14 protein-coding genes are annotated in these 21,967 nt (G+C 60.8%); 9 read left to right on the plus strand and 5 right to left on the minus strand.

Annotated features, from left to right (window positions below; genetic code table 11):
• Positions 1 to 268: 268 nt before the first annotated feature.
• Positions 269 to 2,299 (plus strand): methyl-accepting chemotaxis protein, encoded by a 2,031-nt coding sequence (locus tag H097_RS20115; protein ID WP_032861924.1) that lies wholly within the window; start codon positions 269 to 271, stop codon positions 2,297 to 2,299.
• A gap of 129 nt (positions 2,300 to 2,428) precedes the next feature.
• Positions 2,429 to 2,869, plus strand: coding sequence for a hypothetical protein (locus H097_RS20120; RefSeq protein ID WP_032861925.1), 441 nt, complete (start codon positions 2,429 to 2,431; stop codon positions 2,867 to 2,869).
• On the opposite strand, the gene H097_RS20125 is transcribed toward H097_RS20120, so the two are convergent.
• Positions 2,789 to 3,592 (minus strand): TatD family hydrolase, encoded by an 804-nt coding sequence (locus H097_RS20125; RefSeq protein WP_032861927.1) that lies wholly within the window; start codon positions 3,590 to 3,592, stop codon positions 2,789 to 2,791. The two genes, H097_RS20120 and H097_RS20125, sit on opposite strands and share 81 nt — an antisense overlap.
• 2 nt (positions 3,593 to 3,594) lie before the next feature.
• Entirely contained in the window at positions 3,595 to 4,590 is a 996-nt protein-coding gene (gene cra / locus H097_RS20130) for a catabolite repressor/activator (RefSeq protein ID WP_032861928.1), read from the minus strand.
• Between the two features lie 283 nt (positions 4,591 to 4,873).
• Here cra and ptsP point away from each other — a divergent pair, with 283 nt between their 5' ends.
• The 4 genes from ptsP (at position 4,874) to H097_RS20150 (ending at position 12,011) form a co-directional block, all read left to right on the plus strand.
• Positions 4,874 to 7,732, plus strand: a complete 2,859-nt coding sequence (gene ptsP, locus H097_RS20135) for a phosphoenolpyruvate--protein phosphotransferase (RefSeq protein ID WP_032861930.1) — start codon at positions 4,874 to 4,876, stop codon at positions 7,730 to 7,732.
• On the plus strand, positions 7,733 to 8,674 hold the full coding sequence (gene pfkB / locus H097_RS20140; RefSeq protein WP_032861931.1) for a 1-phosphofructokinase: 942 nt from the start codon (positions 7,733 to 7,735) through the stop codon (positions 8,672 to 8,674).
• 11 nt (positions 8,675 to 8,685) lie between these two features.
• Positions 8,686 to 10,392: a PTS fructose-like transporter subunit IIB gene (locus tag H097_RS20145; RefSeq protein ID WP_032861933.1), complete on the plus strand. Its 1,707-nt coding sequence runs from the start codon at positions 8,686 to 8,688 to the stop codon at positions 10,390 to 10,392.
• 77 nt (positions 10,393 to 10,469) lie between these two features.
• Positions 10,470 to 12,011, plus strand: a complete 1,542-nt coding sequence (locus H097_RS20150) for an alkaline phosphatase D family protein (RefSeq protein WP_032861935.1) — start codon at positions 10,470 to 10,472, stop codon at positions 12,009 to 12,011.
• A gap of 51 nt (positions 12,012 to 12,062) precedes the next feature.
• Here H097_RS20150 and H097_RS20155 read toward each other — a convergent pair whose 3' ends face one another.
• The gene (locus H097_RS20155; RefSeq protein ID WP_032861937.1) at positions 12,063 to 14,588 is read right to left on the minus strand and encodes a sulfite reductase flavoprotein subunit alpha; all 2,526 of its coding nucleotides are present in this window, start codon (positions 14,586 to 14,588) and stop codon (positions 12,063 to 12,065) included.
• Between the two features lie 136 nt (positions 14,589 to 14,724).
• Positions 14,725 to 17,013: a TonB-dependent siderophore receptor gene (locus H097_RS20160; RefSeq protein ID WP_032861938.1), complete on the minus strand. Its 2,289-nt coding sequence runs from the start codon at positions 17,011 to 17,013 to the stop codon at positions 14,725 to 14,727.
• A gap of 217 nt (positions 17,014 to 17,230) precedes the next feature.
• On the opposite strand from H097_RS20160, the gene H097_RS20165 reads away from it, so the two are divergent.
• From H097_RS20165 to H097_RS20175, 3 genes are all read left to right on the plus strand, one after another.
• Positions 17,231 to 17,911 (plus strand): Fe2+-dependent dioxygenase, encoded by a 681-nt coding sequence (locus H097_RS20165; protein ID WP_032861939.1) that lies wholly within the window; start codon positions 17,231 to 17,233, stop codon positions 17,909 to 17,911.
• 2 nt (positions 17,912 to 17,913) lie between these two features.
• Positions 17,914 to 18,669: a tetratricopeptide repeat protein gene (locus H097_RS20170; RefSeq protein ID WP_032861940.1), complete on the plus strand. Its 756-nt coding sequence runs from the start codon at positions 17,914 to 17,916 to the stop codon at positions 18,667 to 18,669.
• Positions 18,670 to 18,873: 204 nt separating this feature from the next.
• Positions 18,874 to 20,352: a M10 family metallopeptidase C-terminal domain-containing protein gene (locus tag H097_RS20175; RefSeq protein ID WP_050593420.1), complete on the plus strand. Its 1,479-nt coding sequence runs from the start codon at positions 18,874 to 18,876 to the stop codon at positions 20,350 to 20,352.
• A 48-nt stretch (positions 20,353 to 20,400) separates the two neighbouring features.
• Here H097_RS20175 and H097_RS20180 read toward each other — a convergent pair whose 3' ends face one another.
• On the minus strand, positions 20,401 to 21,564 hold the full coding sequence (locus tag H097_RS20180; protein WP_032861941.1) for a type III PLP-dependent enzyme: 1,164 nt from the start codon (positions 21,562 to 21,564) through the stop codon (positions 20,401 to 20,403).
• Positions 21,565 to 21,967: the final 403 nt, after the last annotated feature.

The following is a 21,967-nucleotide window of genomic DNA, read 5'->3' on the forward strand; positions in this document are numbered from 1 at the left end:
AGTACGCCTTATCGTTGACGTTTTTCGCGAGCAAGCTCGCTCCTACAGAAGGCGATGACCGCTTAACTGACTGGCATTAGAGCAATTTCCCACAGGGAAGATGTGTTGGTATCAAGAAATCGGTCGGCCTATTAAGCGCCGCCGATCGCGTTAACCTTAAGTTACAAAACTCCCCGCCGATTTAAGCTATACAGACAGCGCGCCCAATAGTGGCTTTCTGCCGCTGCCCTGCGCCTTCAATAAAAATAAAAGAAAAGGGAGTTCATCTGTGAAGAGCTTGCTCTATCCCGCCATCGCGCTGATGAATCGCCTGAGCTTCGGCATGAAGTTCAGCCTGATCAGTGTGTTGTTTTTCCTGCCGATGCTGGTGACCAACTATTACCTGGTGCGCGATTCCTGGCGTGAGTTCCAGGGCACGCAGGTTGAGTTACAGAGCCTGGACCTGCTGGGCAGCAGCCTGATCCTGCGCCGCGACCTGGAAACCCTGAACAATCAGGTGCAAATCAACGCCACCCTCGGCCAGGCGGGCAAGGCGGGCGATATCGAAAGTCAGATCAGCGCATTGGAACTGCGCGTCCTTGAACGCCTGCAAGGCTTCCAGGCGATGACGGTCGATCCCGAGCAAGTTGCGGTGTTTGAGGGTAAGCGCGACGAGATGATCGCGGCCTTCAAGGTCCAGCAAAGCGAATCTTCGTTGTTGAGCAAAAGTGCGCTGATTGGCAAGTTGCTCAACAAGGCGCAGATGTTCAGCCAGATCATTGCCAGCCAGTCGGGGTTGAGCCGTGATGTGCAGGGTGATGTGCGCCAACTCAGCGAACTGGTGACCAGCGTCACCCCACAAGTCACCCAGACCTTGGGCGAGGGCCGGGCCATGGGTGCGTACTCCCTGGGCCAGGGCTTTCTCAACTCATCGTCCAGCACGCGTTTTGACGAACTGTTGCAACAGTTGGAAAAGCTCCAGGCTGAATACGGCTTGAAAGTGCAGGACGCCCTGAACTCCAGCAAGGCCGCCCATGACGCGTTGGATACCTTGGCCCAAGCCAGCCAGGCCAGCCTCAAGCAGGGCAGCGAACTGTTCGAGGAACAGGTGGTGATGGCCGAGACCCTTGAGGCGCCGTGGCAGGGTTTTTATGATCAAGTGACAGCCTTGATGGCCAAGACCTATCAACTGGACGATGCGACCCTGTCCTTCCTCGACCAGCAGCTGCAACAGCGCCTGGCCCAGAACCGTACGCATATGGTGGTGCTGGTTGCGGCGCTGGCGGCGGTGTTCCTGTTGATCTTCTATCTGTACGGCGGCTTCTACGCCTCGACCCGCACCACCCTGCGCCGCCTGGGCGCGATGATGGATAAGGTCGCCGCCGGGGACATGACGGTCAGCTTCAAGTCCCAGAGCCGCGATGAGTTGGGTGAGTTGGGTGAGGTGTTCAATGGCACCGTAGCGAAAATCCACGACCTGATTGAACGGGTAGGGCACACCGTCCAGGAAGTCGAGCATCAGGCCGGGCAAGTGGAGTCGGTATCGGCGCGCAGCAATCAGGCGGTGTCGGGCCAGCGCAGCCAGATCGAACAGGTGGCAACGGCCATGAACCAGATGTCGGCGACCGCCCACGAAGTCGCGCGCAGTGCGGCGGCGGCTGTCAGCAGTGCTCACAGCGTCAACGATGAAACCCTCAGCGGGCGTGGCCTGGTGCAATCCCAGCAGGGCAGCATCGCGCAACTGGCGTCCGAGATCGACCAATCAGTGCTGGTGATCAATCAACTGGCTATCGACAGTCAATCGATCAGCAGCGTGCTGGAAGTGATCAAAAGCATTGCCGAACAAACCAACCTGCTGGCCTTGAACGCGGCCATCGAGGCGGCGCGGGCGGGCGAGCAGGGGCGTGGGTTTGCCGTGGTGGCCGATGAGGTGCGCACCCTGGCCCGGCGCACCCAGCACTCCACTGAAGAGATCGAGCAGATGATCGCCAAATTGCACCAGGGCGTGGGTGCGGCGGTGAAGGCCATGGGCAGCAGCCATAAAATGGCCAGCGGTACGGTCGGGCAGTCGGAAAAAGTCCAACTTGCCCTGGAAAATATCCTGGGCGCCGTGGGGATGATCGTCGATCAGAACCAGCAAATCGCTGCGGCGGTAGAGCAACAGACGGCGGTGGCCCATGACATCGACCAGAACATCGTCGAGATCAATCGGGCTGGCGAGCACGCGGCCCAAGGTGCGCATCAGACCGAAGAGGCCAGCCGGCAATTGTCTTTGCAGGTGATTGAACTGAAAAAGCTGATCGGTGCATTTCGCGTGTAAGACTTTGATGTAGGTTTTATCTGTTAGCTGTGTGGTGCATGTCCTGTTTTCCCGGGTGAGCTTTTTTCGCAACGAGATTGGGTGAGAATTTGTTTCACACCCCATCCAGCGCTCCCGGGAGGCAGGGCCATGACCGCGACAACCCCAGGCGTGAAAGGGCATTGCGCCCATTGCGATATCACCTTCGTACTCAAGCCCTGGCAGCTCAATGCCATTGCCCTCAACGAGCCTTTTGACTGTCCGTATTGCCACAAAGTCCTGCTGCTCAATTGTCCCAGGCAACTGCGCCAGTTGAAGTCCCTGGACAACCTGGCCTTGCTGCGCCCAAGCATGCTCGTGTTGACCTGCGTGGCCTTGTTGGTGGCCCTGGTGGTGGAGTGGGTCGGCTTGATCAGCAAGGTCGGGCAATTGAACGTATCGCTGGTGGCGATCCTGATTCACTTCCTCACCCTGCGCTACGCCCGCCACCGGCATCGCATGACCCTCACGCTACAGGCGGTCAACCCCATCATCGAGCGGCCAGTTGAACAGTTCGCAGGCGTTGCGGGTGCTCGCCTCGGCCAGCGCTGAAGGGCTGATCCCCATCCGTTCGGCCAGGGCGCTGCAGATTGCGGGCAAGTGCTCTGGGCTGTTGCGTTGGCCGGGGTACATGGCGGGCGCCATGTCTGGCGAGTCGGTTTCCAGTACCACCGATTCCAACGGCAGTTGGGCGATGACCTTGTGCATGCGTAATGCCTGGGGCCAGGTCGGCGCGCCGCCCAGGCCGAGCTTGAACCCCAGCTTGATGTATTCACGGGCCTCTTCGCGGCTGCCGGCGAAAGCATGGATGATCCCACCCCGGGGCAGGCGGATGCGTTTTAGGGTAGAGATAACGGCTGCGTGGCTGCGTCGCACATGCAGCAGCGCCGGCAGTTGGAAGTCTGCAGCCAACTGCAACTGGGCTTCAAACAGGGTTTGCTGGCGCTCGCGGTCCAGGTGCTCAAGAAAGTAATCCAGGCCGATTTCACCTACGGCACAGAGCTGGCGGTGGCCCTTGAGGCGCGTCAGCCAGTCACCTAGTTCGATCAGGTCTGCGCAGCGATGTTCATCCAGATACACCGGGTGCAGGCCGAAGGCCACATGCAGGTCCGGGTCCTGTTGCGCCAGGTCCCACAACCGCTGCCAATTGCGCTGGTACACCCCCAGCACCACCATGCGCCGCACGCCGAGCTGACGGCTATGCTTGAGCACCTCGTCGCGATCAGCGTCGAAATCCTCGAAGTCGAGGTGTGTGTGGCTGTCGATCAGCTCCACGCCTATGCCTCGTGAATCCGCTGCTTGAAGGTCCGGCCAATCGCATGCACGCCCGGCTGGTAGTGCTGCTCTTCAATCGCCGCCAGTGCCAGGCGCAGGGCTGTATCGGCGATCAGCGCGTGTTGCTGGGCCATGGCGTTGACCGGCAGCGGCAGGAAGTCCAGCAACTGGGTGTCACCGAAAGTGCCGAGGCGCAGCGGTCGGGACTTGAGCGGGAAGTCATGCAGCGCGTCAAACACCCCTTGCAGCAGGACGTAGGAAGTGGTCACCAACGCGTCGGGCAAATGCCCCAGGCGTTGCAGGAGTTCTTCCATCAACTGGCGGCCACAGTCGCGACTGAAGGCTTCGCCATGCTCGATCAGAATGTCACCCTTGAAGTCGTGCAGTGCTTGCTGGAAACCTGCTGCGCGCTCCTGGCTGATGCTCAATTCGGGGTGGGCGCCGATCAAGACGATCTGCCGGGGCAGCGGTTGCAGCAGGCTGCTGGTCAATTGCTGGCAGGCCTGGCGGTCATCGCTGACCACCGAACAGAACTGCTCGGGCGCCATCACCCGGTCGATGGCGATCACCGGCAGGCCAATGGCTTGCAGCTCGCGATAACAGTCATCGCTGGCGGGCAGGCAACTGGCAACGAACAATGCGTCGCAACGCCGCGCGCGGAACAGTTTCAGCAACTGGCGTTCGCTGTTGGCATCGTCGTCGGAACTGGCGATCAGCAACTGATAGCCACGGGCCCGTGCGCCTTGTTCCAACAGCTTGGCGATCCGTGCGTAACTGGGGTTTTCCAGGTCCGGCAGGATAAACCCCAAGGTGCGGGTATGCCGGCTGCGCAACCCGGCGGCCTGGGGGTTGGGGGTAAAGCCATGCTCCTCGACCACCGCGCGCACCCGTTCGACGGTGGCGCTGCTGATCCGTTGCTGTTCGGCCTTGCCATTGATGACGTAGCTGGCGGTGGTCACGGACACACCGGCTATGCGTGCAATATCACTGAGTTTCAAACCGGGATTTCCTTGTTTTTTAGAGCTTGCCCCGACATTTTGTCCAATCGTAACCGATTCCTGCACACGACCATTGTCGCAACTCAAGCGCCGAGTGGTGCTTCAAGGATGCAGAATTACTCAGTAATCTGCCATAAATTCTAGATTAAACGTTTCAGCAGGCGTATTTTTACGATGATCGCTGCTGAGTGCCTACTGCCAATTGACCACTCAGTCAGTTATTTTGGCACGGTTTAATCAAAACAATACCTAGTGCGCCCCCCGCACTAACTAGGAGAAAGGCATGCTTGAGCTCACCGTAGAGCAGATATCCATGGGCCAGGTGGCTGTGGATAAGTCTGCTGCCTTGCAACTGCTCGCCGAAAAACTGGTGGCCGATGGCCTGGTCGCCGAAGGTTACCTGAGCGGCCTGCAAGCCCGTGAAGCGCAAGGCTCGACCTTCCTCGGCCAAGGTATTGCGATCCCCCATGGCACCCCCGAAACCCGCGATCAGGTGTTCGCCACCGGCGTGCGCCTGTTGCAGTTTCCCCACGGTGTGGATTGGGGCGATGGCCAGATCGTCTACCTGGCGATTGGCATTGCCGCCAAATCCGACGAGCACCTGCGCCTGCTGCAACTGCTGACCCGTGCCCTTGGCGAAACCGACCTGGGCCAGGCGCTGTGCCGCGCCACCTCGGCCGAGGCCTTGCTCAAGCTGTTGCAAGGCGCTCCCCAGGAGTTGGCGCTGGATGCCCAGATGATTGGCCTGGGCGTATCCGCCGACGATTTTGAAGAACTGGTGTGGCGCGGCGCTCGCCTGCTGCGCCAGGCCGACTGTGTGAGCAATGGCTTCGCCGCCGTGCTACAGCAAGTCGATGCGCTGCCCCTGGGCGATGGCCTGTGGTGGTTGCACAGCGAACAAACGGTCAAGCGTCCGGGCCTGGCCTTTGTCACCCCGGACAAACCCATGCGCTACCTGGGCCAACCGTTGAGCGGCCTGTTTTGCCTGGCCAGCCTCGGCGAAGCTCATCAGGCATTGCTTGAGCGCTTGTGCGCCTTGCTGATTGAAGGTCGCGGCCAGGAACTGGGAAGGGCCACCAGCAGCCGAGCGGTCCTCGAAGTGCTGGGTGGCGAACTGCCTGTCGACTGGCCCAGCGCGCGCATCGCCCTGGCCAACGCCCACGGCCTGCATGCGCGGCCGGCCAAGGTCCTGGCGCAACTGGCCAAGCAGTTCGACGGTGAAATCCGCGTGCGGATCGTGGACGGGCAGGGCGGCGCGGTGTCGGTCAAGAGCCTGAGCAAGTTGCTCAGCCTTGGCGCCCGACGCGGTCAGGTGCTGGAATTTGTCGCCGAACCCGGTAGTGCCGACGACGCATTGCCCGCGCTATTGGCGGCGGTGCAAGCCGGCCTGGGCGAAGAGGTCGAGCCGCTGCCAGCCGTCAGTGCCCGGCTGGACGTGGTCGAGAGCGAGCCGCCACTGCGCGCGCCAGCTTCCGGCAGCCTGATCCAGGCCATCGCCGCCGCGCCTGGGATCGCCATCGGCCCGGCCCATATCCAAGTGTTGCAGCCGTTTGACTATCCACTGCGCGGCGAGTCGACCAGCGCCGAGCGCGAGCGTTTGTCCGCGGCATTGCGCGATGTGCGCGGCGATATCCAGGGTTTGATCGAACGTAGCAAATCCAAGGCGATCCGCGAGATTTTCATCACCCATCAGGAAATGCTCGACGACCCGGAACTGACCGACGAAGTCGACACCCGGCTCAAGCAAGGCGAAAGCGCGCAAGCGGCGTGGATGAGTGTGATCGAAGCCGCCGCTAAGCAACAGGAGTCCTTGCAGGACGCATTACTCGCCGAACGCGCTGCCGACCTGCGTGACATTGGCCGTCGGGTGCTGGCACAACTGTGTGGTGTGCAAACCCCACAAGAGCCGGACGAACCCTACATTCTGGTCATGGATGAAGTCGGCCCTTCGGACGTTGCCCGGCTGGATCCGGCGCGGGTCGCCGGGATCCTCACCGCACGCGGCGGCGCTACCGCCCACAGCGCTATCGTTGCCCGTGCCTTGGGGATCCCGGCGCTGGTCGGCGCGGGTCCCGCGGTGCTGCTGCTGGCCTCGGGCACGCCGCTGTTGCTCGACGGCCAACGCGGGCGCCTGCATGTGGATGCCGATGCTGCGACCTTGCAGCGCGCCACCCAAGAGCGTGATACCCGCGAACAGCGCCTGCAGGCTGCCGCCGCGCAACGTCATGAACCGGCCTTGACCCGCGACGGGCATGGGGTCGAAGTATTCGCCAATATCGGCGAAAGCGCAGGGGTGGCGGCCGCTGTCGAGCAGGGTGCCGAAGGCATTGGCCTGCTGCGTACCGAACTGATTTTCATGGCCCATTCGCAAGCACCGGATGAAGCCACCCAGGAAGCCGAATACCGCCGTGTGCTCGATGGCCTGGGCGGCCGGCCGCTGGTGGTGCGTACCCTGGATGTCGGCGGGGACAAACCCTTGCCTTACTGGCCGATTGCCAAGGAGGAAAACCCATTCCTCGGCGTGCGCGGCATTCGCCTGACCCTGCAACGCCCGCAGATCATGGAGGCGCAACTGCGCGCGCTGCTGCGCTCGGCGGACAGCCGGCCGCTGCGCATCATGTTCCCCATGGTCGGCAGCGTTGATGAGTGGCGTGCGGCCCGCGACATGACCGAGCGCCTGCGCCTGGAAATCCCGGTGGCGGACCTGCAACTGGGCATCATGATCGAGGTGCCCTCCGCCGCGTTGCTGGCGCCGGTGCTGGCCAAGGAGGTGGACTTTTTCAGTGTCGGCACCAACGACCTGACCCAGTACACCCTGGCTATCGACCGTGGCCACCCAACCTTGTCGGCCCAGGCTGACGGCCTGCACCCGGCGGTGCTGCAACTGATCGACATCACGGTGCGTGCGGCCCATGCCCATGGCAAATGGGTGGGTGTGTGCGGCGAGTTGGCGGCGGATCCGCTGGCGGTGCCGGTGCTGGTGGGCCTGGGTGTGGATGAGTTGAGTGTGTCGGCCCGCAGTATTCCTGAAGTGAAGGCGCGGGTGCGTGAATTCAGTCTGAGCGAGGCCCGGAGCCTGGCGCAACAAGCACTGGCGCTGGGTTCCCCGGCCCAAGTGCGTGCCCTTGTGGAGGCCGTGTAAATGGCGAAGATTCTGACCCTGACGCTGAACCCGGCGTTGGACCTGACGGTGCGTTTGGCGTGCCTGGAACCGGGTGCGGTCAACCGCAGCGAAACCCTGCTCACCCATGCCGCCGGCAAGGGCGTGAATGTGGCGCAAGTGTTGGCTGATTTGGGCCATAACGTGAGTGTGGGTGGATTTCTCGGCGCGCAAAACCCCCAGGCTTTCGATGCCCTGATCGCCAGCCGAGGGTTTGGCGATGCATTTATTCGTGTGCCGGGCGAAACCCGCAGCAATATCAAGATTGCCGAGCAGGATGGCCGGGTCACCGACATCAACGCACCGGGGCCGCAGGTGAGTGAGCAGGCACAAGAACAATTGCTCAAGCTGATCGCGGTGATCGGTCCTGAGTTCGATGCAGTGGTGGTCGCCGGCAGTTTGCCGCGGGGCGTCAGCCCGCAGTGGTTTCAGGGCTTGCTGGAAACGCTCAAGGACCTTGGTTTGAAAGTCGCCCTGGACACCAGTGGCCAAGCGTTGCGCGCTGGCTTGAAGGCCGCGCCGTGGTTGATCAAGCCCAACACTGAAGAACTCGCCGATGCGCTCGACTGCCCCACGCAGACCGTCGCCCAACAAGCCCTGGCGGCTGAGCGTTTGCACGCCCAAGGCGTGGAGCATGTGGTGGTGTCCCACGGGGCCGACGGCGTGAACTGGTTCAGCCGGAGCGCAGCGTTGCACGCCACACCACCCAAGGTCAGCGTCGCCAGTACCGTGGGCGCCGGCGACTCCTTGCTGGCGGGCATGCTGCACGGCCTGCTCAGCGGCGAAGCGCCCGAGCAGACCCTGCGCCGCGCCACCGCGATAGCCGCCATGGCGGTCACGCAGATCGGTTTCGGCATCAGCGACGACGCGCAACTGGCGCGCCTTGAAAGCGGCGTCGCTGTGCGCCCGCTGACAGAACAATAAGAGGGTTTGTGATGAAGTTAGCCATTGTTACCGCCTGCCCCAACGGCATGGTCACCAGTGTGCTGTGCGCCCGTTTGCTGGACGCCGCCGCGCAGCGCCAGGGCTGGAGCACCAGTGTCGAAGTGGTGGATGTAAACCACCCCGAACGCGCACTGTCCCAGGCCACTCTCGACGCGGCCGAATGGGTGTTGCTGGTCGCCAGCACGCCGGTGGACATGCAGCGCTTTGTCGGCAAACGCGTGTACCAGAGCACCCCGGCCCAGGCGTTGCAGGACGTTGAAGCGGTGCTGCAACGGGGCGCGCAAGAGGCCCAGTTGTACGTTGCCAGCGCTGCAGTGCCGACGGCAAAAAACGCACCGCGCATCGTTGCTATCACGGCCTGTCCAACGGGCGTGGCCCACACCTTTATGGCCGCCGAAGCGTTGCAGCAGGCCGCCAAGGCCAAGGGTTTTGACTTGCAGGTGGAAACCCAGGGCTCGGTGGGCGCGCGTACGCCTTTGAGCGAACAAGCCATTCGCGACGCCGACGTGGTGCTGCTGGCGGCCGATATCGAAGTCGCCACCGAGCGCTTTGCCGGCAAGAAAATCTATCGTTGTGGCACCGGCATTGCGCTCAAGCAGTCTGCCGCGATCCTCGATAAAGCCCTGGCCGAGGCCCGGCAGGAAAGCGCCGCCAGTGGCGCGACAGCCAAGCCGGAGAAAACCGGGGTCTACAAACACCTGCTGACCGGGGTGTCGTTCATGTTGCCGATGGTGGTGGCGGGCGGGCTGCTAATCGCCCTGTCGTTTGTCTTCGGCATCCACGCTTTCGAAGAGTCAGGCACTCTGGCGGCGGCCCTGAAGACCGTCGGCGACCATGCCTTCACCCTGATGGTGCCGCTACTTGCGGGTTACATCGCCTACTCGATTGCCGACCGTCCGGGGCTCGCGCCGGGGATGATCGGCGGCCTGTTGGCCAGTACCCTGGGCGCAGGTTTTATCGGTGGGATCTTCGCCGGTTTCCTCGCTGGCTACAGCGTCAAGCTGATCACCCGTGCGGTGCCGTTGCCGCAGAGCCTGGAGTCGCTCAAGCCGATCCTGATCATCCCGTTGCTGGCGAGCCTGGTCACTGGCCTGGCGATGATCTACCTGATCGGCCCGCCCGTGGCGCAGATGCTGGTGGGCCTGACGGATTTTCTCAGCACCATGGGCACCACCAATGCGGTGCTGTTGGGCATCCTGTTGGGCGGGATGATGTGCGCCGACCTTGGCGGGCCGATCAACAAGGCGGCCTACGCCTTTTCTGTTGGCCTGCTGGCCTCCCAGAGCGGCGCGCCGATGGCCGCCACCATGGCGGCAGGCATGGTGCCGCCGATTGGCATGGCCATCGCCACGTTCCTGGCCCGGCGCAAGTTTGCCCAGACCGAGCGCGAAGCCGGCAAGGCCGCGCTGATCCTGGGCATGTGCTTTATCTCCGAAGGCGCCATCCCGTTTGCGGCCAAGGACCCGCTGCGCGTGATCCCGGCCAGCATCGCCGGCGGCGCATTGACCGGCGCCTTGTCGATGTACTTCGGCTGCAAGTTGATGGCGCCCCACGGCGGGCTGTTTGTGATGCTGATCCCGAACACGATCAATCATGCGCTGCTGTATCTGTTGGCGATCGTCGCGGGTAGCCTACTCACCGGGTTGGTGTATGCCGTGATCAAGCGTCCGGAGGCGGCAGAACTGGCACTCGCCTGACCCTGTAGGCGCGGCATGTCATCTGCGCTTCATCCGCCCATGCTTTAGTTTCCCTTTTGATGCTTGGAGGGAAGCCCATGAGCCACTTTAACCTCGGCCGTCGCCGTGTGATCCAGGGTGTCGGCGCCGGCCTGTTGCTGCCGGGGCTGGCACCGGCAGTGATAGCTTCGGTCAAGGACCGGCCGCTGTTGACCGATGGGGTGCAGTCCGGCGACTTGCTGGGTGACCGCGCAATGATCTGGAGCCGCTGCGACCGACCGGCGCGCATGGTGGTCGAGTGGGACACCCGCAGTGTATTCAGCAACCCACGCAGGTTCGTCTCGCCCTTGGCCGACAGCCGCAGCGATTTCACCGCCCGCGTCGAGTTGACCGGTTTGCCAGCCGACCAGGCGATCTTCTATCGCGTACAGTTCGAGGACGCCCAGACGGGCGTCGCCAGCGAGCCCTGGTTCGGTCACCTGCGCAGCGTGCCGCAACAACGGCGCGATATCCGCTTTGTGTGGAGCGGCGATACCGTCGGCCAAGGCTTCGGGATCAACCCGGATATTGGCGGGATGCGCATCTACGAAGCCATGCGCCTGCGCCTGCCGGATTTTTTTATCCACAGTGGCGATACCATCTACGCTGACGGCCCGGTGCCGGCCCAAGTGACCACCGAAGGCGGGCGCATCTGGCGCAATCTCACCACCGAGGCCAAGAGCAAAGTGGCCGAAACCCTGGATGAATACCGTGGCAACTATCGCTACAACCTGATGGATGAGAACGTGCGTCGCTTCAATGCGCAGGTGCCGCAGATCTGGCAATGGGACGATCACGAAGTGGTCAACAACTGGTCGCCCGGCAAGCAACTGGACGAGCGTTACCAGACCAAGGACATCACCGCCCTGGTGGGCCGTGCACGCCAGGCCTGGCTGGAATATGCACCGATGCGTTTGCAGAGTGCCGACCAGGGCGGACGTATCTACCGCAAGCTCAGCTACGGGCCGTTGCTGGATGTGTTCGTGCTGGATATGCGCAGCTATCGCGGGGCCAACGATGACAACCTGGGCGGGGCAAAACCGTTTCTTGGGCGAGCGCAACTGGACTGGCTCAAGGGTGAACTCAAGGCGTCGAAGGCGCAGTGGAAGGTGATCGCCGCCGACATGCCCATCGGCCTTGGCGTGCCCGACGGTGAGGTCAGCCCCGGTGTGCCACGCTGGGAAGCGGTGGCCAACGGCGACCCGGGGCCGGCCCAGGGACGCGAGTTGGAAATTGCCGAACTGCTGGGCTTTTTACGTGCGCAACAGGTGCGCAACTATGTGTGGCTGACTGCCGATGTGCATTACTGCGCGGCGCATCACTACCACCCGGATCGGGCGGCGTTCCAGGATTTCGAGCCGTTCTGGGAGTTCGTCGCGGGGCCGTTGAATGCGGGGAGCTTTGGGCCCAACCCGCTGGATAAAACCTTCGGCCCGCAGGTGGTGTTTGAAAAGGCCCCGCCGGCGCAAAACACTTCGCCGTTTGCCGGGTTTCAGTTTTTTGGGGAGGTGCAGATCGATGGGCAGACGACAGAGTTGACGGTCACGTTGCGCGACCTGGATGGCGTCTCGGTGTTCGAACAAAAACTCCAACCGAGCTGATAAAACCTGTGGGAGCGGGCTTGCTCGCTCCCACAGGTTGATGGGTGTAGGTCAGTAGACATCCCGGCGATAGCGACCCTGTTCGATCAGCCGTTCTACAGCCTCACTTCCCAGGATATCAACCAAGGCCTGATCGACCCCAGTCGCCATGCCCTGCAAACTCCCGCAGACATAAATCACCGCGCCATCGGCCAGCCATTTGCGCAGCACATCGGCGGATTCGCGCAGGCGATCCTGGACGTAGATCTTCTCTGCCTGATCCCGCGAAAACGCCAGGTCCAGCAACGCCAGGTCGCCACTGGCCAGCCAGCCTTGCAGCTCGTCCTGGCAGTGGTAGTCATGGGCGATGTTGCGTTCGCCAAACAACAACCAGTTACGCTGTTGGCCGTCGGTAATCCTGGCTTTGAGCAAGCTGCGCAAACCAGCCAGGCCGGTGCCGTTGCCCAGCAAAATCATCGGCACCGGGTCAGTTGGCAGGTGGAAGCCGCTGTTACGCCGTACGCGCAGGCTGATCGCCGAGCCCAGTGGTGCGTGCTCGGTCAGCCAGCCCGATGCCAGGCCCAGGCTGCCGTCGGTATGACGCTCCTGGCGCACGATCAACTGCAGCACACCATCGCTGGCAATCGAGGCGATGGAGTATTCGCGCATGGCCAACGGCACCAGTGCATCCACCAGGGAACGCGCATGCAGGCCGACCAGATGCACGCGATTGTCCGGCAGCTGACGGCTGGCAAGCACCTGTTCCAGGGGGCGCGCCAAGCCATCGATCAGTACTTCGTCGGTGCCGGCAATGCCCAGGCCATCGAGGAAATGTTCGACGGCCCACGGGCAATTGCGCGGCATGACTTCCACCAGGTCGCCGGCCAGCCAGTCACGCGGGGCGGGCGGGTTGAGCCCCAGCAGGTAGACACCCGAGCCGCTGCTGTCCGGGTTGAGCAGGGTGCGCTGGCTCAAGGTCCAGTTTTCGTAACTGGCGCTGGCCCAGGCGGCTGCCGGTGCGTGGCCGGTGATCTGGCCCAGTTGTTGTTGCCAGTGCCGCAAGGCGTCCTCGTCGCCGCTGTCGACTTCAACCGGGGCAAACAAGGCGTTGCCGCCCTGGTTGGTCAGCCAGAAGTGCAGGCGCCGGGCAAAGCCGCAGAAGTGTTCATATTGACGATCGCCCAGGGCCAGCACCGAGTAGTTCAGGCCCTTGAGACTGAGGTCGCTGCCCAGCACGCTGCGTTCGAAGCCGCGCGCGCTGTCGGGTGCTTCGCCATCGCCGAAGGTGCTGACTACAAACAGCGCATGGTCTGATTGGCGCAAATCATCTTCGTTGACGCTACCCAGGGATTGCACCTTCACCGGCAACCCGGCGGCCTGCAATTGGCCGGCGGTCTGCCAGGCCAGTTGTTCGGCAAAGCCGCTCTGGCTGGCGAAACCGATCAGCCACGCGGGTGCATCACTGCGGTTGCTGCCCAGGCTTTTGCGGGCATCGCGCACCTGGCGCTTTTTGCGGCGGCGGTCGAGGTACAGCAGCCAGCCGGTAATAAAGAACAACGGCATGCACAGCGAAGTGACTGTGAGGATGATCCGCCCCACCAGGCCGAAATAACTGCCGACATGCAGCGCGTAGATGCTGGTCAGCAATTGCGCCTTGAGGCTTTTGTCGCCATAGCGCTCAACGCTTTTGACTACGCCGGTGGCCGGGTCCAGGTTGATCTGGTTCAGCGCACGGTCATGGGGAGAGCTCTGCAACAGGTAGTAGACCGTGGCCGGTTGCCCAGCCACGGGCGGCATACGAATGTTGTAGGCGCTCAAGTCCGGGCCGGCGGTGCTGTAGATGCTGCTCCAGATGGCGTCGTAGTTGGCGACGGGGGCTGGCCCCGCAGGCGCCGGGCCACGGTTGCGCACCCGCTCGTTTTGCGGGGCATCGGACAACAACCGGGTCAGGCCCTTGCTGTACCACTCATAGGACCAGTACAGGCCGGTGAGCGCGGCCAACAAATAGAACAGCAAGCACCAGGTGCCGAACACCGAGTGCAGGTCCCAGTTGAAACTGCGGCCTTTCTTGCGCCAGTCCAGGGTCAGCCAGGCACGCCAGCTCGCCACCTGGCGCGGCCAGCGCAGGTACAGGCCGGAGAGGCAGAAGAAAATCAGGATCAGCGTACAGGCACCGGTGATTTGCCGGCCGGTGTCACCGATGGCCAGGAAGCGGTGCAGTTGCAGCATCAGGCCGAAAAAATCCTGGCCGACGGCATCGCCCAGGTAGTCACCGGTGTACGGGTCGAAGTAGCGCATCTGGCCCCGGCGCTCGCCCGGTGGCGGGGTGAAGAAGACCCGTGCGGCGTTGCCGCTTTCGCTTTCCACCCACAGCATGGACACGGCCTTGCCTTCGGTGGCTTCGAGCTTGCGCACCAGTTCCGCCGGTGGCAGCACGCCGGCCGGTTGCTTTTGCACGGTCAGCACCGTCGGGTTGAGTGCCCGCAGGATCTCATCCTGGAACGAGTACGCAGCCCCGGTGATCCCCATCAAGGCCAACACCAGCCCGGCGGTAATGCCGAAAAACCAGTGCAACTGAAATAGGGTTTTCTTCAACACGTCGGACGGCCTCGCTGAGCTGGATATGAATTTTACGGCGCGCATTATGCCGTGAGTTGTCGAGAAAGATTCTTTTTTACATACGAAAGCCCCGGGCATCCGATGCACGGGGCTTTTGCATGAAACGTCCAGCCGCTTAGAAGTGGAAGCTGGTGGTCAACAGCGCCGTACGACCGGCTGCCTGGTTGGCGAAGTGCGCGCCGTAGGCCTTGTCGTAGTAGGTTTTGTCGGTCAGGTTCTGCACGTTCAACTGCAGGTCGACGTTCTTAGTCAGCTTGTAACTGGCCATGGCGTCGTAGCGGGTGTAGGACGGCACGTAGACGGTGTTGCCCGCGTCGCCGTAGACGTCGTCGACATAGAACGCGCCGCCGCCGACAGTCAGCTTCGAGGTGATGTCATACGTTGTCCACAGGCTGAAGGCGTTCTTCGGCGTGTTGGGCATTTCGTTGCCTTTGTTGGAACCGGCAGTGACGACGCCCTGACGGTTGCCGTTTTTGCCCGGGTCTACCAGCTCGCTTTTCAGGTAGCTGTAGCCGGCGAACACTTGCCACTGCTCGGTGAGTTTGCCGCTGGCCGACAACTCCAGGCCATCGACGCGGGACTCGCCAGCGTTCTCATAGGTGTTGGAGTTCACCAGGATGCGCGCGTTTTTCTTCTCGGTGCGGAACACCGCTGCGGTCAGGGACAGGCGGTCGTGGAACAGGTCCCACTTGGTGCCTAGCTCGTAGTTGACGGTTTCTTCTGGTTTCAGGTCGCTGGTGTTGATGCCGCTAGTAATGTTGTTGGGCTCGACACCTTCACCCACCAAGCCGCCAGGAGGCGAGGCTGAAGTTGCATAGGAGGTGTAGATGCTACCGTTTTCCATTGGCTTCCAGACCAGGCCGGCCTGCCAGTTGAAGAACTGGCTGTCGTCCTTGAGCTTGGTGCGGCCGGTGGCTGCGTTGCTATTGGCCTCGGTGTCGAAGGTGTCGTAGCGCAGGCCGACGTTCAGCAGCCATTGCGGGTCGAGTTCGATGGTGTCGAATACATAGGCGGCGCGGCTGGTGGCCTTGGTGTTGGTACCCAGGTAGTTGCGGGCGACGCTGCCGGTCCAGGCATCGTCCGGGTTCGGGTTGCTCAACGAGGTGCATTGGCCGCCCTTGCCGCCACCGGCCACGGTGCAAACCGGGTTGCTATTGGGGCTGACGGTATAACCGCTGACGCGGGTTTCTTCTCCGGTAAATTCCAGGCCGGTGGAGTAGCTGTGCTTGAAGCCCAGGGCCTGGAAATTGCCAAACAGATCGGTCTGGTTGGTGGTGGTCGTGGTGGTGGACACGCGGCTGTTGGCCCGACGCCACACGGTACCGAACTGGTTGACGTTGTGCTGGCTGTCATCCGGCTGAGTGAGCACGTAGTCCTGGCCGGTGCTGCCGTGGCGCAGGGTGTTCTTGATCGTCATGTTGTCGTTCAGGTCGTGCTCGATGGAGAACGTACTGATGTCGGCGCGGGTCTTGCGGAAGTCACGATCCTTGAGGCCGTAGAAGTTGCTGCTGTCGCCGCCGTCGGTGGGTTTGTCATGCACGTGGGCAGCGTTTGCAGCGCTGCTGCTGTAGCTGTAGGGAATCCCCGAATCCGGCAGGTCGTTGCTTTCCATGTGGTAGTAGCTGAGGTTGACGCGGGTCGGGGTGCCCAGGCCAAAGGTCAGCGACGGTGCCACGCCCCAGCGGTCGTAATTGACCGCGTCGCGACCGGCCACGTTCTGTTCGTGGCTCATCAGGTTCAGGCGGAATGCGGCGGTGTCGAGGAACTGGCGGTTGACGTCGAGGGCATAGCGGCGGGTCTGGTCCGAACCGTAGGTAAAGCCGCCGTTGAGGAAGTCCCGCGCTTGTGGGGTCTTGCTCACCAGGTTGAGGCTGCCACCGGCCGAGCCACGGCCACCGAACGAAGAGTTCGGGCCCTTGCTGACTTCAATGGACTCGATATCGAAAATTTCCCGGCTCTGGCCACCGGTGTCGCGCACGCCGTCCAGGTAGGTGTCGCCCTGGGCATCGAAGCCACGGATAAATGGACGGTCGCCCTGGGGGTTGCCGCCTTCACCGGCACCAAAGGTAATGCCTGGCACGGTGCGTAAGGCGTCTTGCAGCGAGGTCGCGGCGGTGTCCTTGAGTACCTGCGCCGGCACCACGGTGACGGAGCGCGGGGTGTCGACCAGTGGTGCAGTGTATTTCTGCGAAGAGGCTTTTTCGGTCTGGTACGACGTTGCGTCCTGTTCTTGGCCGGTGATGCTGGTGGCACCGAGGGAAATGCTGTTGCGCTCGCCTTTTTGTTCGGTCTCTTCGGCCGCTTGAGCCATATGGGCTACGGAGCTGGCGCTGATGGCCACGCCAATGGCCGAAGCCAGCAGGCGCGGTGAACTGATCGGTGCTTTTGTAATTGTGCGCGACATGAAATTCCTTACCCCAAGGATGTGAAGGTCGCGAAATATATTGTAATCAATTATGTATAGCAATTGAGATACGTTGCTATTTGCACTGTATTTACAAAATTTACACTTGGGAAATTACGGTTTTTATTGGCTCATGCGTCTGCTCGTCCGATCAGGGTTTTACACAGTCAATAAGAATCAATACCATTGACGTCCCTCTGCTCTCAGGTAACGCCTCATGCTGCTGCATATTCCCGGCCTGTTCTCTCGCGAAGAGGTCCTGCGCATTCGTGAAGCCCTGGAACAGGCGGACTGGGCTGACGGCAAGATCACCGCCGGGCATCAGTCGGCCAAGGCCAAGCACAATCTGCAATTGCCCGAAGGCCATCCACTGGCCAAGGAAATCGGCGCAGCCATGCTCGATCGCCTGTGGCAAAACCCGCAATTCATGTCGGCAGCACTGCCGCACAAAGTTTTCCCGCCGCTGCTCAATTGCTACACCGCCGGTGGCAGCTTCGACTTTCATATCGACAACGCCGTGCGCCAGCCCAAGGGCAGCCCGGAGCGGGTGCGCACCGATCTGTCCTCCACGCTGTTTTTCAGCGATCCGGACGAGTACGACGGCGGTGAACTGGAGATCCAGGACACCTTCGGCCTGCAGCGGGTCAAGTTGCCAGCCGGTGACATGGTGCTGTATCCAGGCTCCAGCCTGCACAAAGTAAACGCCGTGACCCGTGGCACACGCTATGCCTCGTTTTTCTGGACCCAGAGCCTGGTGCGTGAAGACAGCCAGCGCACCTTGCTGTTTGAAATGGACGGTGCGATCCAGCAATTGACCCGTGACGTACCGGATCACCCGGCGCTGATCCAGCTCACCGGCACTTATCACAACCTGTTGCGTCGCTGGGTCGAGGTCTGAGCATGGTTTTTCACCTGCGCCGCGAAGAAACCCTCGACGGTGAACAACTGCGGGCCATGCTCGAAGAGTCCCCGGCCCGTGCGGCTCAGGCGATCCTGATGGCGGCGAAGGAGGGCGTGCTCGACGCCCAGGCGCTGCTGGGGCAAATCCTTTTGGACGGGCGTGGTATCGCGCGCGATGAGGCACTGGCGTTGCGCTGGTTCCGGATCGCTGCACGGGGCGGCCACCGGATGGCACGCAATATGGTGGGGCGCTGCCTGGAGCATGGCTGGGGTTGCCCCGCCGATGCGGTGGCCGCCGCCGGGGAATACCGCCTGGCCGCAGAAGCCGGGTTGGATTGGGGCTTGTACAACTACGCCAACCTGCTGGCCACTGGGCGCGGCGTGACGTTAGACCAACAGCAGGCATTGGCCTGTTATCGCCAGGCTGCCGAACTGGGGCATGCCAAGTCGATGAACCTGCTGGGGCGTTACCTGGAGCAAGGGCAGTTCTGCGCCCAGGACGTGTCCGCAGCGCTTGATTGGTATCGCCGCTCGGCGGAGGGTGGGGACTTTCGCGGGCAGTTCAGTTATGCGGCGGTGCTGGCAGATCAAGGCCAGGTCGAGGTTGCGCTGGAGTGGTTGCGCAAGGCGCTGGAGGGCGGGAACCTGAAGTTTTTGCGGCTGGCAACCAAGGTGCTAGCGCAAGTGGAACACCCACAGATTCGAGCGTTGTCTGAGGCCTATCGTTTGCGAGCCCTTGAGTTGGTTTGCGAGTAAAGCGTCACGGGTGCTTGTGATGCGTCTTAAGGGAATGGGGTTGTAAAGACTACAGATGGAGCCGATGGTTCTGATGTTTCATGCAGATGCAGCTTATAAGTTCCTGGGTAGATGCGTGGCAAAGTTGTGCCTCTTTTCCACAAATCGTGGGGACGGTGCTTTCTAGAAAAACACGGTTTCTACTGAGCCTCAGGAGTTTTCATTATGCTAATCAATCAGGCACCTGATCGTACGGGATATGAGGAAGTTCAACGGATTCTTGAAAACGATAAGCGTGGAGTTACAAAAAAGTCTGCAGATGATGAGCCGTCACTGACCAGCGCGCAGGTTGCAGACCGGCTTAACCGAAGCGATAAGCGCTGGGTTGATAGCAATCATAATGGCAGGATTGAGCTCACCTATGAGTTTTCCACAGCCGAGCCAAACGAGTTCGAAAAACTTAAGAGTGACACAGCTGCAGCCAAGCTCGAAAAAATCGTACCGATGAGTCTCAGGCAGAAGGAATATGTCAGGGCGGCGCAACAAGAGTATGCCGATGTTGCCAATGTAACGTTCACCGAAAAAACGGGGGGCGGTGGTGAGGGGCATCTGACCCACAGAGGGTATAGCGCTGGCGACCAAGCCACTCCTGTTCGCGGGTTTGCTTACTATCCGGACCCGAAGGATCCAGTGCACCAAGGAAGTCTCTGGATGCGCAATCTGGACCAGACGAGCAAATTCGGGAACTGGGCCGATGATGATAAAAGCACACATGGGGACAATTATTGGCGTTCTACCCTGATTCATGAACTGGGACATAGCCTTGGTCTGGAGCATTCGGGGAGTGATGAGAATGAAAAAACGCAAATTCCAGATTATGCGGAAAATTGGGATAATTACACGGTAATGAGCTACAACACGCCATTGCTGAGTGATGCCGAAGATACTGTGATGCCAGTCAGTCTGATGATGGATGATATGCAGGCAGTTCAATCAAAATATGGTGCCAATTACTCCACACGCAAAGGCGATACAACCTACGGTTTCAACTCCAATACTGACCGTGATCACTACAGCCTGAAAACTGCCGAAGATAAACCGTTGTTCGCCGTGTGGGATGGCGACGGCTGGGATACCCTCGATTTCTCTGGGTTCAGTCAAGCGCAGACGATAAACCTCAACGCGGGTTCTTTTTCTTCGGTCGGTGGATTGAGGAATAACGTCGGAATTGCCAATGGTGTGACGATCGAAGAAGCCAGGGGCGGCAAAGGCAAGAACACGCTGATTGGCAATGATGCCTTCAATGTTCTTCGAGGCGGCCCCGATAGCGATATCCTGTATGGCGGCAGTGGTGGAGCGCAGATGTGGGGGGGGAAGGGCGGGAATACCTTTGTTTTTGATACTACGTCCAGTGGTAAGCCGAACTGGGTAATGGATTTTACCAGCGGCAAGGACAAACTCGACTTTTCAGGATTGCGCCAGCAATTAGGCCCGCTGAAATTTTGCTCCAAGTTGCCTCTTGATCACAGTAAACCGCAAGACCCGCTTAATCCGACGTATATTTCCAAGCCTGGTGATGTGCTCGTGAGCTACGACCGTGAGTTTCAGCGAACGCTTTTTAGGGTCGATACCAAGGGGGATGGCAGGATGGACATGTACATTGATGTCCAGGGGAAAGTTGCTCGCAAAGATATCGTCGTATAAAGATGTAAAAGCCCATGACATGTCATGGGCTTTTTATTTGCAATGCGCTTACACGTAGAAGGATTTCAGCGGTGGGAAGCCGTTGAATTCAACTGCGCTGTAGCTGGTGGTGTACGCACCGGTCGATAGCCAGTACAGGCGATCACCAATGGCCAGGTTCAGCGGCAGGCCATACTTGTAGTTTTCGTACATGATATCGGCGCTGTCGCAGGTAGGACCGGCGATGACCACTTCTTCCATCTCGCCTTTTTTCTCGGTCCAGATCGGGAACTTGATGGCTTCGTCCATGGTTTCGATCAGGCCGGAGAACTTGCCCACATCCGTGTACACCCAACGCTCGACGGCGGTGCGCGATTTACGTGCAACCAGCACCACTTCACTGACCAGGATCCCGGCGTTGGCGATCAACGAACGGCCTGGCTCCAGGATGATTTCCGGCAGTTCATCACCGAAGTCTTCCTTGAGGAAGCGGATGATTTCCTCGGCATAGGTTTCCAGGCTGTTGGTGCGGGTGATGTAGTTGGCCGGGAAGCCGCCGCCCATGTTGATCAGCTTGAGGTGGATGCCGTCTTCTTCTTTCAAACGCTCGAAAATCACCTTGACCTTGGCAATAGCCGCGTCCCACACGCTGATATCACGCTGCTGGGAACCGACGTGGAACGAGATGCCGTAGGGCACCAGGCCCAGGTCGCGCGCGAGGATCAGCAGGTCCATGGCCATGTCGGTCTGGCAGCCGAATTTGCGCGACAAAGGCCAGTCAGCCGTGGTCGAGCCTTCGGTGAGGATGCGCACATAGACTTTCGAACCCGGCGCGGCCTTGGCGATATTGCGCAGGTCGGCTTCGGAGTCAGTGGAGAACAGGCGCACGCCCTTCTCGTAGAAGTAGCGGATGTCCTTGGACTTTTTGATGGTGTTGCCGTAGCTGATACGGTCGGCGCTGACACCACGGTCCATGACCTTGTCCAGCTCGTAGATCGAGGCGATGTCGAAGCTCGAACCCTTGTCTTTCAACAGGTCGATGATCTCGACGGCAGGGTTGGCCTTGACGGCGTAGTACACCTTGGCGAATTCGAAACCGGCGCGCAGGTCATCGTAGGCCTGGCTGATCATCGCGGTGTCGATCACCACGAACGGGGTTTCTTGCTTGTCGGCGAACGCCTTCATTTTGTCAAACGTGGCGCGCGCGAAATAGTCTTCGACGTTGATCGACATGCTGGGAACTCCTAAGGGCAAACTAAATTGATCAATGGGTGCAAATGAACGTCCTCCGTATCCCCACTTTGGTTCGCCTACTTCCCAAGGCATGTCGCCGAAAGCAAAAAGGCCATGGGATAAGCTTCCCTTGGCCTTGCTGTCTCGTCGTCAGTACTTGAGCCGGATGGATCGTTTCCAGCATGGACGTTCGGCGCGAACTTTAGGGCGTGAGGAGCTTGAGATCAACTAAAAATGTCGCGTTTGTGCACGCGTTCGTCGCGAGGCGCAGTGCAGCTACTTATGTAACCGACCGGTGTGACGGATTGATGTTCCCCAAAGAAGAGGAATCAGGCTATTTCCTGACACCCAGCAGAACTAAATGGACTGCCCCCGAAAAGTTGGACAGTTTCAGCTAGCAGCC

This window comes from Pseudomonas sp. FH4, from assembly GCF_000510915.2.
Lineage (GTDB): Bacteria > Pseudomonadota > Gammaproteobacteria > Pseudomonadales > Pseudomonadaceae > Aquipseudomonas > Aquipseudomonas brenneri.

Excerpts from the sequence above, each read along its gene's own strand:
- H097_RS20175 (WP_050593420.1), top strand. The coding sequence starts at position 18,874 with ATGCTAATCAATCAGGCACCTGATCGTACGGGATATGAGGAAGTTCAA.
- H097_RS20120 (WP_032861925.1), top strand. The coding sequence starts at position 2,429 with ATGACCGCGACAACCCCAGGCGTGAAAGGGCATTGCGCCCATTGCGAT.
- H097_RS20145 (WP_032861933.1), top strand. The coding sequence starts at position 8,686 with ATGAAGTTAGCCATTGTTACCGCCTGCCCCAACGGCATGGTCACCAGT.
- ptsP (WP_032861930.1), top strand. The coding sequence starts at position 4,874 with ATGCTTGAGCTCACCGTAGAGCAGATATCCATGGGCCAGGTGGCTGTG.
- H097_RS20150 (WP_032861935.1), top strand. The coding sequence starts at position 10,470 with ATGAGCCACTTTAACCTCGGCCGTCGCCGTGTGATCCAGGGTGTCGGC.
- H097_RS20180 (WP_032861941.1), bottom strand. The coding sequence starts at position 21,564 with ATGTCGATCAACGTCGAAGACTATTTCGCGCGCGCCACGTTTGACAAA.
- H097_RS20170 (WP_032861940.1), top strand. The coding sequence starts at position 17,914 with ATGGTTTTTCACCTGCGCCGCGAAGAAACCCTCGACGGTGAACAACTG.
- H097_RS20165 (WP_032861939.1), top strand. The coding sequence starts at position 17,231 with ATGCTGCTGCATATTCCCGGCCTGTTCTCTCGCGAAGAGGTCCTGCGC.
- H097_RS20160 (WP_032861938.1), bottom strand. The coding sequence starts at position 17,013 with ATGTCGCGCACAATTACAAAAGCACCGATCAGTTCACCGCGCCTGCTG.
- pfkB (WP_032861931.1), top strand. The coding sequence starts at position 7,733 with ATGGCGAAGATTCTGACCCTGACGCTGAACCCGGCGTTGGACCTGACG.